11 protein-coding genes and 1 pseudogene are annotated in these 12,993 nt (G+C 67.5%); 7 read left to right on the top strand and 5 right to left on the bottom strand.

Going from position 1 to position 12,993, the window contains the following annotated elements; genetic code table 11:
- Positions 1-48: 48 nt before the first annotated feature.
- The gene (locus ACFXJ5_RS33670) at positions 49-414 is read left to right on the top strand and encodes a YceI family protein (RefSeq protein ID WP_384639733.1); all 366 of its coding nucleotides are present in this window, start codon (positions 49-51) and stop codon (positions 412-414) included.
- On the opposite strand, the gene ACFXJ5_RS33675 is transcribed toward ACFXJ5_RS33670, so the two are convergent.
- Positions 353-1,201, bottom strand: a complete 849-nt coding sequence (locus tag ACFXJ5_RS33675) for an SAM-dependent methyltransferase (protein WP_384639806.1) — start codon at positions 1,199-1,201, stop codon at positions 353-355. The genes ACFXJ5_RS33670 and ACFXJ5_RS33675 overlap by 62 nt on opposite strands.
- Positions 1,202-1,537: 336 nt before the next feature.
- Positions 1,538-1,744 (bottom strand): cold-shock protein, encoded by a 207-nt coding sequence (locus ACFXJ5_RS33680; protein ID WP_127357323.1) that lies wholly within the window; start codon positions 1,742-1,744, stop codon positions 1,538-1,540.
- 673 nt (positions 1,745-2,417) lie between these two features.
- Between ACFXJ5_RS33680 and ACFXJ5_RS33685 the strand changes: the two genes are divergently transcribed.
- From ACFXJ5_RS33685 to ACFXJ5_RS33695, 3 genes are all read left to right on the top strand, one after another.
- A complete protein-coding gene (locus ACFXJ5_RS33685) occupies positions 2,418-3,461 on the top strand; it encodes a cellulase family glycosylhydrolase (RefSeq protein WP_384639737.1) in 1,044 nt (347 codons plus the stop codon).
- A gap of 474 nt (positions 3,462-3,935) precedes the next feature.
- A complete protein-coding gene (locus ACFXJ5_RS33690; RefSeq protein WP_384639740.1) occupies positions 3,936-4,349 on the top strand; it encodes a hypothetical protein in 414 nt (137 codons plus the stop codon).
- A complete protein-coding gene (locus ACFXJ5_RS33695) occupies positions 4,346-6,406 on the top strand; it encodes a hypothetical protein (protein WP_384639742.1) in 2,061 nt (686 codons plus the stop codon). Before ACFXJ5_RS33690 ends, ACFXJ5_RS33695 begins: the two co-directional genes overlap by 4 nt.
- Positions 6,407-6,851: 445 nt before the next feature.
- On the opposite strand, the pseudogene ACFXJ5_RS33700 reads toward ACFXJ5_RS33695, so the two are convergent.
- A pseudogene (locus ACFXJ5_RS33700) lies at positions 6,852-6,935 on the bottom strand (mycothiol transferase); the annotation flags it as partial.
- Positions 6,936-7,244: 309 nt separating this feature from the next.
- Positions 7,245-8,963, bottom strand: coding sequence for a ricin-type beta-trefoil lectin domain protein (locus ACFXJ5_RS33705; RefSeq protein ID WP_384639808.1), 1,719 nt, complete (start codon positions 8,961-8,963; stop codon positions 7,245-7,247).
- A 1,031-nt stretch (positions 8,964-9,994) separates the two neighbouring features.
- On the opposite strand from ACFXJ5_RS33705, the gene ACFXJ5_RS33710 reads away from it, so the two are divergent.
- Positions 9,995-11,182, top strand: a complete 1,188-nt coding sequence (locus tag ACFXJ5_RS33710; protein WP_384639744.1) for a sulfotransferase family protein — start codon at positions 9,995-9,997, stop codon at positions 11,180-11,182.
- 590 nt (positions 11,183-11,772) lie between these two features.
- On the opposite strand, the gene ACFXJ5_RS33715 is transcribed toward ACFXJ5_RS33710, so the two are convergent.
- Complete coding sequence (locus ACFXJ5_RS33715) at positions 11,773-11,883, bottom strand: RICIN domain-containing protein (RefSeq protein WP_384639811.1); 111 nt, start codon at positions 11,881-11,883, stop codon at positions 11,773-11,775.
- On the opposite strand from ACFXJ5_RS33715, the gene ACFXJ5_RS33720 reads away from it, so the two are divergent.
- A complete protein-coding gene (locus ACFXJ5_RS33720) occupies positions 11,843-12,001 on the top strand; it encodes a hypothetical protein (protein ID WP_384639814.1) in 159 nt (52 codons plus the stop codon). The genes ACFXJ5_RS33715 and ACFXJ5_RS33720 overlap by 41 nt on opposite strands.
- A gap of 387 nt (positions 12,002-12,388) precedes the next feature.
- Positions 12,389-12,790, top strand: a complete 402-nt coding sequence (locus tag ACFXJ5_RS33725) for a hypothetical protein (protein ID WP_384639746.1) — start codon at positions 12,389-12,391, stop codon at positions 12,788-12,790.
- The last annotated feature ends 203 nt before the right edge of the window (positions 12,791-12,993 follow it).

A 12,993-nucleotide genomic window follows, 5' to 3' on the forward strand; every position in this document is an offset into this window, starting at 1 on the left:
CACCTGACGGTCGACGCGCCAGGGGGTGTCGGTCTCGACAGGGACGACATGCTGCGGCGAGGGCGCAGAATCGACAGGGTTTGCTTGAGCCGCGTGCTCGGACGAAGGGCCAGCACGGTTCTGAGGGGACTACGGTGCAGTAACGCGCCGCAGGCCACCCGGGGCAGGTTGACCTTCACCCTCGACGCCACCTCACTGCGCGCCGGCCGCCCCCTGCTCGACCGCCGGCTGCGCGGTCCCCGCGGACTGGACGTTGAGCGGCACCCCAGGGTCCGGTTCACCGCCGAAGAGCTCAAGCACCAGGAGGACGGGGACCGGCCGCGCGGCTGCCTGGACTGCATGCCGGCGGCGGTCAGGACTTGCGCCCGACCCCGCCTGCACAGGACACCTCGGCGGCCCCACCACGGGGGGTGAGTTCCGGCCGCCACCGAGACACCGGTACGACGCCGGGCTCCAGCAGCTCAAGGCCGTCGAAGTAACCGGCGATCAGCTCCGGGCTCCGCGGGGTGTACGGGACCGCGCCGCTGCCCTTGTTGTAGCCGCCGATGGACTTGACGTACACCGGGTCGGTGTCGCTGCCGTCGTAGAGCGCCAGATAGCTGCCGGAGGGCAGCGCGGCCATGAGCTGCCGCACGATCATCCGCGCCTCGTCGTAGTCGCCGACCAGGCCCAGGATCCCCATCAGCATGAGTGCAGTGGGCCGGGTGAAGTCCAGCGTTTTGGCAGCTTCCCGCAGGATCGTGCCGGGGTCGCGTACGTCCGCCTCGAGGTAGTCGGTGGCTCCTTCGGGCGTGCTGGTGAGCAGCGCGCGGGCATGCACCAGCACCAGGGGGTCGTTGTCCACGTAGACGATGCGGGAATCGGGGGCCACCCGCTGCGCGACCTCGTGGGTGTTGTCGACAGTCGGGAGTCCGGTCCCGATGTCCAGGAACTGGCGGATCCCCGCCTCACCGGCCAGGTGGTCGACGGCGCGTACGAGCATGTACCGGGACTGGCGGGCGATGTCGACCATGCCCGGGAAGATCGCCCGGACCCCGTCACCCGCCTCACGGTCAACGGTGTAATTGTCCTTTCCGCCCAGCATGTAGTTCCATACCCGGGCGGAGTGGGGAACGCTGGTGTCGATCCGGCGCCTTCGGCCATGGACCGCGTCCTCGGCCGTCAACTCCGATGCTTCGGAGGTGACCTGAGGATCCGTCATGTCTTCGCCCATGGAGAGAACTCCCGCCTCACGTCTTCTACTGAGGGGAGATTACGCCTTTCGTGCGACTCGAAGGGCGCAACCGGACCAGGACGTCGTCAACGCCGCTGCATGCCCCGGGCCGGAACGTCCGTTGGGGGATCCGCAGGCCGGCGCGACATCGGTGCACGGTGAGGTAAGACAGTCCATTGGCGTTCGCGGTGAAACTCCGGGCGGGAGCCGGGAGGCCTGATCGCAGCTGTGCGTTTCACCGGACAGCCGGGGCAGTGCCGTTCAACGCGCTGGGCCCGAGTCCGCGTTGCGGCGGTCCCGGGCCCGGAGGAAAGCGGCTGGAAGTCAGCGGGCGCGCGTGATGTTCTCCGCCTGCGGGCCCTTCTGGCCCTGGGTGACGTCGAAGGTGACGGGTTCACCTTCGGTCAGTTCGCGGTAGCCGTTGCCTGCGATATTGGAGTAGTGCGCGAAGACGTCGGGGCCGCCGCCGTCCTGAGCGATGAACCCGAAGCCCTTTTCGGAGTTGAACCACTTCACCGTGCCACTGGCCATGCCTGTTTACCCCTTGATCCGCAACGACGAGCCGCTGTGTCGCCACGGCTCAGGGCACCCACAAGCGGACACCCGCAGCCGTACTTACCCCGGCACGCAGCCAGATATCCCCCGCCCTCCTCCCGTTTGGTCACCAATGAGGATGCGGCCCGGGACCTCGTGCGCTCCGATATCCGGCGCGCGGGCACGAGTCAGGGAGCACCCATGCCAGTTCTCGAGGTCGCGGTGTGACCTGGGGTGGTCCAAACCTCCGACTGGGCCCGCGAGTTCACCCAGTACGGTCCGCGTCACCTAAGCATGGCTGATGGCCACGCCGTTGAAACCATTGCGCAACACGCTTGACAGATTGATGTGACCGCGACCAAACTCGCAGCCCGTCGGCCATGTTTGCGCAAACATCGCGAGTGAAGCCGGCCCAGCAAGTCCAGGAAAAGGCCCAACGAGCCCACAGGACCGAACAGTTGTGACGACCCCCGCCGCCTCCCCGGCCCCGGGACGACGCTTCCCTCGCGGCCCGGCTTCGCGCACCGCCGGGATGGCAACGTCCTACCTGGACTGCACGCCCCTTCACACCACCACACCGTCGATCCCCTCGTCGCCGCCGACCTCGATCCCGTCGAATAACCCATCCGTAGCTCTGACCGCACCCGCACCCCACGAAGAAGGTGCTGCCATGCCCACCCGCACCCGCACTCGCGCTCTCCGGCAGACCAGCGGACGCACGCTGGTCGCCTCCGCCGTAGCCACCGCCGCCCTGCTGTGCGCCGGCCTCCAGCCGACCGCCGCAGCCGCCACGCCGGTCGCACCCGATACCAGCCAGTTCAAAGGCGTGAACTGGGCCGACCCCCGCGACAACTTCGCGAACGACCCGCTGGTGCTGTCCGGCCTGTCCCTCTCCGACAGCCACGCCACCACCTACAAAAAGGCGAGCCGCATCATCGCCGCCTTCCACGCCAACCTGGGCGCCAATACCGTCCGGCTCCCGATCAACCCCTACACCGTCAACGGCTCGTACTGGCATTCCTACCGGGCCGTCATCGACGCAGCCACCCGACTGCACTTCAAGGTGATCGTCTCCTACTGGGAAGGCGCCGACACCGCCAGAGACGGCCTGATCGACGACAACGCCGCTTTCTGGCGCATGTGGACCACCGTCACCCGCGCCTACACCGCGAACGAACGGGTCTACTTCGAGCCGATGAACGAACCGCACGGCTACACCCCCGCCCAGTGGGCCGACATCGCCGCCCAGTGGATCGACACCTTCCCCGCCGTACCACGCGACCGCATATTCGTCAGCGGCAGCGGCTACAACGACAGCGTCGTCTCCGTCTGCGCCGACCCCCGGCTGAAGGGCACCTACCTTTCCCTGCACCACTACGGCTTCTGGGGCAACCGCACCTACGACGAGTGGACCACCGACCTCAAGAGCCGCCTGGGCGACTGCGCCTGGCGCACGGTGGCCGACGAGTTCGGCGCCTCCATGACCACCGGGCTGGACTACAACGGACCGAACGCCGGCAACAACGAGATCTCGTTCATCCAGGCCGACACCGACGCCTTCCGCGCACTGCACATGGGCTCGGTCTACTGGCCCGGCCTGCGTACCGGCGACACCTACAGCATGGAGACCCTCACCGGCAGCCCCTCCACGCCCTGGCTGAAGACCACCAACCCCTCCGGTGCCGACCGGCTGGCCTGGGCCTGGGGCCGTTGACGACCGGGGTCAAGTCTGGCCAGCTCTCGCCCTCAGACGTGAGGAAGGGGTTGCCCTGCCAGGCTGGCCTGCGCTGATGGTCACCGGCGCTGAGGAGATGCAGAACCGGCCGCGAAACCCACCGCGAAACCCACCGCGAAACCTCCGACGAAGCCGTTGGTAGGAGCTCCGGTGAACCGGACAGGAACAGGCGGATTGCGACGCGCTGATGGCGGCTAGTCAGGGCTCTCGCGCCAGAGCCGGAGGCGTCTGAACAGCGCTCGAGCTTTCGTTCAGCTTGGGACACTGCTCCTGGGAAGCTCACTCTTCCTGGCGTTCCTGCGCATCCCGTCGCAGATCGGCGTTGGCCCATCTGTCCGCCTGGGAGCGGGCTGCTCGTATCTCGTGATCAACAAGCTGAGCTTTCGACTACGCAGGGACACATCGTGAGGCTATGCTTTACGACTCGATGAGTTCTGTGACGGGGGAACAGTCGTGCTTGAGATTGATGCTCTACTTGGCCAGGCCATGCCTGCAGTCAGCGCCGCGGTGGGTGCCTACGGGGTCGGGGTTCTGACCAAAGCTGAGAGCGAGGCTGCCGACACGACGGTGCGTCTCGGGCAGCGGGTGCTCGCCCGGATCTTACGCCGGAGCGCCCAGCCTGCAGCGATTGAGGCAGCGGTCACCGACCTTGCCCAAGCAGTCGAGGACCCGGACGCGCTCGCTGCACTGCGCCTGCAGATCAAGAAGGTGCTTGCAGGCTACCCGGAGCTTGCTGCCGAGCTCTCTGCTCTGCTGCCGACAGGGCCGACTGTCCACGCGTCGGGCGCCCGTAGCGTCGCGATCGACGGAGACAACTCAGGGATTGTCGCAACTGGCGACACCTCGACGAACTTCCTGCGCCGTTGAACGCCGGGCCCAGCCCCGAGGAGGGCGCTCCCCAGAACGCCGAGCAGCCCGTTGGCGATCGCTCGGTGGTGGTCCGTGGCGACAACCAGGGCATCGTGAGTACGGGTGACTACGCGTTCAACGTGGTGTACACCGAGGGAGGTTTCGTCCAGACTCCCAGCGTGATGGAGTTGCCGCTCCATGAGCCGCCCGAGCTGCCCGTTTCCTCGCGGATGGAGCTGTTCGGCCGAGAGGCGCTCGTGGAGCAGGTCGCCCAGCAACTGGTTGCTGGGCGCAGTGTGCAGCTGCATGGGCGGCCGGGCGTGGGCAGGAAGGCAGTCGCCTGGGCGGTTCACAGGCGCTTGGCGGACAGCGGGGGGCGCGGCCACGTCCTGCTGCCCAGAGCCGGGGAATCGGACACTCTCGCCGGGACCTATGAGCGCTTGGCCGGGGTCTTCTTCGGCAGGAACTTTCTGCGCGGGGTCGATGAGTCGATGCTCCGGGCGGCCGTCGCGGGAGTCACCACGCACATCACCTTGGTTGACTGCACGCTGAATACGGAGAGCCTCTCCCGGGTAATGGATACGTTCTCCGGCTGCACGTTCCTGATCACTTCAGAGTTCCGGACACTGCCTGATCCCGAGTCTGTCCACCATGTCCAGCCTCTTACGCGTGCTGCGGCGGCGGATCTACTCAGTGCCGAACTCGGCTTGCGGTTGGGGCCGATCGGCCTTCAGAACCTCCAGTTCGACCACGCCTATCGCCTGGCCGAAGGCAGGCCGCAGCGGCTGCGGCTGTTTGCGGAGTTCATCAAGAACTCCGATCAGTGGCGGGCTCGCAGCACCGAGGAGCCCTTCGACCAGCCCGCCCCAACCGACCCCGACCTGGTAGACCCCCGAAAGCAAGCAGAAGTGCTGGCTGCCGCCATCAGCGAGCAGGCCCGCCGCGTGCTGGTCGCGCTCAGGACCACCGGTGCTCCTCTGGCTCCCGCCTGGTTTGCCGCTGTCACCGGAGACCCGCAAGCAGCCGAGGCGGGCCACGAGCTGTATGACAGGCGTCTGGTGACTCGTGACGACGCTGGATACCAGATCACGGATGACGCCGCAGCCGCGATCGACACCCTCGGCTTGGGCCGCACTGACGCCAAGACCGCAGCTGAGGGAGTCTTGGCGCTGATCGCCACACCGCATGCGCCGACCGCGGACCCGCACATGCTGCTGTCGATCGCGCGCGGGCTGGAAGGGGCCCGGGAATGGGCCACCGCTTCACGCTTCGACAAGATGGCCGCGCCGGTCGCGCTCGCCGCCGGCCACGGACAGGTCGCGCTGCAGCTGTACGTCCTCGGCAAGAAGGCCGCCGGCCTCGCCGGCATGGCCGGGGACATCGAGTACTACACGCGCACCGAACATCAGATGCGCCAGCTCCTGCAAGGCGACGTCATCGCCGCCGCAACGGCGATAGCAGCCCTCAGCGAAGGAGCCATCCATGCCGCACCCGCGGCGGCCCACGGCCTGAGCCACATCGGGAAGGGCATCCGGGCCACCCGCTGGGGAAACCGCCTCCTGCACGGCAAAGCCCTGATCGCGACGGTGACCGCCGCGACCGTCGTCGTCGGCGGGACCGCCGTGGCCGTCATCGTGGCAACCACCGGACCCAGCGCCTCCGCGTACTCGCACTTCCCCGCGGGCTGCGACCACCTGCTCGACATCGAACTCAAGACCGGGGAGATCCAGTCCGATTGGATCGATGAAGACACCGCGGGTCATGGCAGTTCGCCGATCCGGGATCTCCTGAGCCAGGTGCACGATCTGGATCAGTCCAGCCTCACCGCCGCCACAGATCCGCAGATCAAGGATGCCTTCCGCGCGCACCAGTCCGATGCTCGGGCATTCGCGACAGCCTACGACGCTGGCGCGGTGTACGAACACGACTATGACACCGCTTCCGGCGCTGCTGCCCTCAAGGCGGAGGGGGACATGACCAATGACCAGAGCCGTCTCGTGTCGTTGTGCAACGTAGCCATCTCCCCGGACGGCCACGCCTCCACACTCCCCAACCCGCTCGCAAGTAATTCCTAAGAAGTCATATCTCAACCGATCTTGGAACGTGCAGATCGAACGAGAGTCCCGGCCGGGTCCTCTTCCGGTCGTACGCGTATGAAGACAGGGCCTCTTGGTAGCTCGGGGGTGCGACCCCAATCCGAGCGGTTCCAGGAGTCCCTGTGGCTCACTGGCGCGGTAGAGGGAACAGCTGCATCCGGAACAGGGCGTCGAAGTCGCTCTCCGCCCGCCAGCGCCGCAGGGCGAAGTCCTGACAGTCAATGCTCTCCTTCGGCTGCTCCATGGCGGCATCGTTGCTTCCGAGAGGGGATCACCGAAATCAGATATCAGTGGGAGTCAACCTTCCTGCTCGGCAAGGCGGCGACAGCAGATCAGTCGGGCGGCTACACCAACTCTCCCGGCCCCAACGCCTGGAGCCCTGGGTACCGACGGGCTCCAGGCGGCAGGCGGGGATACCCGCGCCTCACACGCCGATCGCGCCATCGATGCGCTCACGGAGCAGATCGGCGTGTCCGTTGTGCCGGGCGTACTCCTCGACCATCCAGGTACGCCCGGCTCGGCAGAGAGGTCATCGAGGCTTCAAGAGCTACTCCAACGCGCTGCCGGAAGTCCTGTCCGTCTTTGTCGTCGCCGGCAGCGACGACTTTCTGGGCGTGTGGCGGGCGGTGCAGGACGTGGACCGGACCAGCTGCACACCTTCCTCGTGGACCGGTTCGGCAAGCGGCGCGAGATCGTCAACTTCCGCAGATCAGTGATCTACCAACGCGTCAGCACACCGGTCGTCAGCCCGCTGCCGGACCGCCCAACGCCATAGCCATGGGGTGGCCGGCCCGGCCGGGCTCGCAGACATGGGCCCTCAGGAGGGGTACGTCCAGAGTTGGTTCGAGCCGCCGCTGCAGTCGTAGATGATGACCGGGGTGCCGTCAGCCGTGCCGCCTCCCGCGGCGTCGAGGCAGCGCCCTGACTGCGGGTTGCGCAGCGTGCCGTCGCCGGGTGCCGTCCACTGCTGTGCGGCAGAGTTGTTGCAGGTCCACAGCTGCACACGGGTACTGTTCGCGGTGCCACCGCCGGTGACGTTCAGGCACTTCCCGAGCGACTGGAAGGTGTTCCCGATGTGGCTCCAGAACTGGTTGGACTGGCCGTTGCAGGTGTACATGGTGATGCCCGCGCCGTCGGCGGTGTTGCCCCCGCTGATGTCGACGCACTTCGACCCGGTGCCCGTGATCGGTCCGCCGGTCGCCGGGGTCATCCGGATCAGACGGGAGCCGTGAGCGGGCACAGCGCTCGCGGTCCAGCTGTTGTAGGCGGTGCCCAGTTCCGTACGCGAGGCCAGGTCACGTACGGACTGGGTCCCGCTCAGCCCGAGCGACGCGAGGTTGACGGTGATGTTGCTCGCGCTGGAGCCGAGGTTGTAGACGGCGGCCACGGTACTGCCGTCGGGCATCTGTTTCTTCCAGACCTGCAGGGTGCCGCCGGTGACCTGGGTCGGTGTGCGGCCGGCCTGGTCGACTCCGATGACCTCGGGGTTGCTGAGGATGGAGACGGCCTTGCTGTCGATGAAGTAGACGTCACCGCCGACGTACAGCGGGGCGGAGGCCATGGACCAGAAGGTCATGACGGTCTGTCGCTCGGTGTCGTTCAGCCCGTCCTGGATGCCCGATCCGGTGTTGTTGTTGACGGGCATGGAGTCCAGGTCGGGCCAGTAGTTGGAGCCGACGGAGCCCAGCCAGTTAGGCAGGTCGTTCCACCGGGCGCTGACCGAGCTGTTCCAGGACGAGACGGTGTCGCAGTAGCACTCGACGTCGGTGTCGACCCGGACGCCGTTGGCGTACGGCTTCAACGCGCCGGCGATGGAGACCGGGACCGGCCAGGCACTGGCGGTCAGGTACATCTGGCGGCCCGACTGGTCGATGGCCTGCGACCAGGCGGCGATGTCGGCAACGTTGTCCTGGGTGGTGCCGTCGATCTTGATGAAGTCGATGCCCCAGGAGGCGAACTTGTTGGCGATGGAGTTGATGTAGCTCTGGCCGCAGGGCTTGGAGTAGTCGATCTTCCAGTTGGAGCCCCACCCGTTGGTTGCCGTGAGCGGCTGGACGGCGACGTCCTGGGTGTGGCAACTGGTCCCGGCGATGGGGGCGTTCTTGTCGTACGCCTCCTTCTCCAGGCCGATGCCCAGGTAGATCCCGGACTTGAGCCCCTTGCCGTGAATGTAGGACGCCAGGCTCGCCATACCACTGGGGAAGCGCGCCGGGTCCGGGTCGGGGATGCCGTTGGCATCGGTGTGGAAGTTCCAGCTCAAGGTGGCGTCCCAGCCTGCGTCGACGTTGATGTAGCTGTACCCGGCCGACTTGAGGTTGGTGGCCACCGAGTCCGTGGCGTTCTTGATGTTGTTCTCGTTCAGCCAACTCGTTCCGTATCCGGAGCGGGTGGAGGACTCCACGCTCCAGCTGCTCCAGCCCATGAAGGGTTTGACGGTGAAGTCGCTCTTGGCGAGGGCGGGCTGGCCGGGCAGGGCGACCAGAGCGATCGATGCGATCAGCGTCGCGGGCAGAAGTCTGGCGAGGACGGCTCTCATGTGCACGGGGGACCTCCGTGTGGGGGGATGGGCTCGCTGCTCCGCGGCGCCCGCTGCACTGCGGTGGGTCTCAGGCGATGGTGATTCGGGTGATTCGGTCGGCCCACGCGTCGGCGGGCGGCAGGGTCCGGGGAACCCACCACGCGTACGGCCTGGCTCATCAGCCCACCGGCCGGCAGCGACGCGTCGAGTTCCTCGGCCGACTCCGCTGCCCGGCGGTGACCGGCAGTAGAGACGGCTTGATGAGGATGAGTCTCGCGCCGAGTTCGTCGCGGGACCCGGGCCAGTACATGGCGGGAGTCCTCTTCGTACGTCTCCTGGCCGCAGGTCGTAACGGCGCCGAGTGTCATTGCCGCCGGTCAAGGCGGGCGCCGGGTCGGGTGCGAGCTCCATGGGTCCTCGTCCCACCTGACCCGCAGGCGGTGACCTGGGGGGTTGGCTTGATGACCATCGGCGCTCCCGGGGGCAAAGCCGGTGGTGACGGACGAGTGCATTCTGCGGACACATACCGGGAACACGACAAGCGCTTATCAGCCACTCGGCGGCCTACGGCTTGAACACAGCAGTCACCGCCGTAACACCGCCACCGCGAACCGGCCTGAACACGACACGTCGTTGTGCGAGTTGCTCGTGACGGAGAGCGGTCCTTCGTCCCCCCAGTCGTCCGTCGCTACTCCTGAGCCGTACACGCCACCCTGGGACACGCTCGCGTGCGCCGACGACGCCAGACCGCTCCTGCCAGCGTGATCGCCGCCACGGCCCCGCCGTCCTGGACACCCTGACTCCCACCGGTGCCACGCTGCTGCAGGCCGGCGGACCAGACATGCGCCCGACCTGACGCCGTCGAAGACCACCACCCCCGGCCAGCAGTTGCGCAGCGGTTACTCCACCGGGAGCAATCCTTCACGCGTCCGGCTGGTCCCGCGGGTCGTCGGCAATACGGGCAGACTTTGTCAACTCGTGGGCACGGCAGGCCAGTTGGATGAGATAACTTCCCCCATCCATCCGGCCTTCCGAAAGGAACTCGCCCCGTGTCCTCCGCCCCCCTCGCCCTGACCCTGGCCAATCTGCTGCTCCGGCCGGGCTTCGGCTCGCGTCGTATCCCTGACCGGACCTTCGACCGGCTTGTCGCCAAGACCGGGCAGGCGGAGGGGGATCAGCGGTTCGTCGATGACTTCCGGTTCCTGCTGCGCCACTGGGCCGCGGACGAGAACCTCACTCCGGTCGGCTGGCTGTCCGCGCAGGGTCACGTCCGCAGGCATCTCACCAACCGGGCCCGGATCCGGCGGCTGATCGCCGAGCACCCCGCGATCGAGCAAGAGCCCGTCGAGAAGCCGGTGTTCGTGGTGGGCCTGCCGCGAACAGCCACCACGCTCACCCACGGCGTGCTGTCCTTATCGGAGGAGCACCGATGTCCCCTGTTGTGGGAACTGCTCACACCCGACCTGGACGTGGCGCCCGAGCAGCGGCAGAAGGCCATCACCTCCGCGCGTTGGATGGTCGGCGGAATCAACCTGTTCGCCCCGCGCTTCCGCGACATCCACCCTCTCCGCGCCGAGGGCCCCGACGAGTGCACCTTCGCCCTTCCGCACACCGTTATGCCGCTGTCCCAGGCCCGCATCCCGCAGTACCGGACCTGGCACGATGAACGGGACTTCGTCCCCGACTACCGCCACCTCAAGCAGGTCTTCCAAGTGCTCCAGTACGGCCGTCCCCGCCGCCGCTGGGTTCTGAAGTCCCCCCTGCACACCGAGAACCTCGATGCGCTGCTCAGCGTCTTCCCCGACGCCACGATCGTGTGGACCCACCGTGACCCGGTCGCCGTCGTGCCGTCGTTCTGCAGCCTGGTCGAGCACGGCATGGCCATCACCGTCCGCCCCCTCGACCTGCACGGCATCGGCGCCACCTGGCTCGAACTGCTCAGCCGCTCCATGGCGCGGGGCCTCGCTGCCCGTGCCGCGATCCCCCGGGAGGCGCTGGTGGACGTCCCGTACTCCTGGCTCGGTTCCGATCCGGCCACCGGCGCCCCGAAGCTCTACGAGTCCATCGGCACCCGGTGGACCGACGCCGACGCCGCCCGGCTCCCCCAGGTCACAGCCCGCCCACAGGGCACCCGCCCGCACAGCTACGACCTGTCCCGCTACGGCCTGACCCGCGCCGACGTCGAGTCGGCCTTTGCCGACTACAACGCCCTGCGGGCCGAGGTCGACCCCGCCTGACCGCACGGGCCTGGCCCCGCCGGAGTGGGGATGGAGGGGCGCACAGTGGACGGGCAGGTGAGTAAGCCGGACTCACCTGGTAGCGGACAAAGCCCCTGACCTCCTATCGGCTTATCCTGCCGCACTTCCCATCTGCGGATGCCGATGGCTGTCCCTACGCGCGCCTTCTGGTCGGGCCACGCGGCCTTTGGCCTGGTCACGATCCCTGGGTAGCTCTTTGCGGCGACGGAGGACCGGCCCGGGTGGCCTTGGGCCACGGCCCCGGGCCGGCAGCGGCCCCAGGGGAAGACCTCAGGGCCCGGCCACCACGCGTCGTACCACGCGCAACGGCTCCCGGCTGCGGTGCCCGCTGCCGGCCCGGTGGCGGACAACCGCGCCCCCCGGCAGGCTGGTTGCGCCAGGCGGTGTAGCGGCGGATCACGCCGCCCTGCTCGCGATGGCTGGCGTGGTCGCCGCTGTCGATCGTTTCGAGCATGGCGAAACAAGGGCCCCCGTCCCGGCCGAAGCCGGGACCAGGGCGGGGGCGCACGTGGGGGCTGCTCAACGACGGCGATCGACTGGCCACGCCATGGAGACGAACGTGAGGTCGACTACCTCAGCGGCCATTGCTGGTCGGTGTTGGTCGTGCAGGTCCACTGAATAGCTTGGAGGCCGTCCGCCGTGCTCGAATTCGGAATTGCCAGGCAGAAGCCGCTGTTCACATTCCGAAATCCGTACCTGCTCTCAGTGGCCTGGGCCACCGGGGCACGCAATCGCTGGATCGCAGGCTTCGTCCGCACCGCAAGCGAGCTCACCGGCGCCCGCGCCCGAATCGCCTGACAACTGGGCGCTGATTGTGGCTTCACAGTGACCTTCATCCTGCGAATTTCGTCGCCCCGGGACACTTTCCGGGGTGGAACGTCATACCGGCACGACAAGGGCGCCCCTGTCCCAGCCGAAGCCAGGACAGGACAGGGCAGGGCAGGGCAGGGCAGGGCGAAGTCTCTTGATCTTGGATTGTTGCTGGTCAGCCGATCTTGAGGAGGGCAGGCACATCCACAGGCGGATACATCGCAGATGTCCCTGCGGGAGCGGCCGGGACGATTTCACCCGGATGGCGGTTACGGATCGCGTCTACGGACGCGCTCCCGCGCCCTTCGTGTTTCGATCGGCTGGAGTTTCCCTCGTCGGAAAGGCTGGGATCCCATGTCAAAGTCGACTGATCGCATGGCTGCGCTCTCGGACAAGGCGCACGAAGCGCAGGAGAAGGTGCAGCACGCGATCGCGGAGGACCGGAAGCAGCTGTCGGCCTCGGTCACCAAGGCCAAGCAGGACTCGATACAGAGGGCGGGCAAGCTCCAGCACGATGTCTCGGCGAAGAAGGCCGAGGCCTCCGCCTCGCTGGCGGATGTGGGCAACAAATGGCAGGAGCACGTCCAGTCAGTCAAATCCCGCGTCGAGGAACGGAAGGCGGAGCGCGACACGCAGCGCGCCGAGCGCGCGGCGCAGGACGCGGAGTCCTACGCGCTGGACACGATCGACTTCGCCGCTGCCGCGATCGAGGAGGCGGAGTACGCCACACTCGACGCCGTGCTGGCGCGTGCAGATGCCGAGACCAAGCCAAGGTAGTCCCGAACATCGAAACGCCCCCTCCGAGAACCCTCGGAAGGGGCGTTTCCCCTTTTCAGGGGCTGTGGCGGGGGACGGGGTCGAAGAACAGCAGCGCGAGCCTCAAGTCCGACCTGGCGATGGCCCGCGAGGAGATCAAAACCCTCCGCGGCGAGCGGGACCGCCTCCACGATCACCGGCATCCTCTGGAGTGCCCTCTCGCC

Source organism: Streptomyces sp. NPDC059373 (assembly GCF_042751495.1).
Lineage (GTDB): Bacteria > Actinomycetota > Actinomycetes > Streptomycetales > Streptomycetaceae > Actinacidiphila.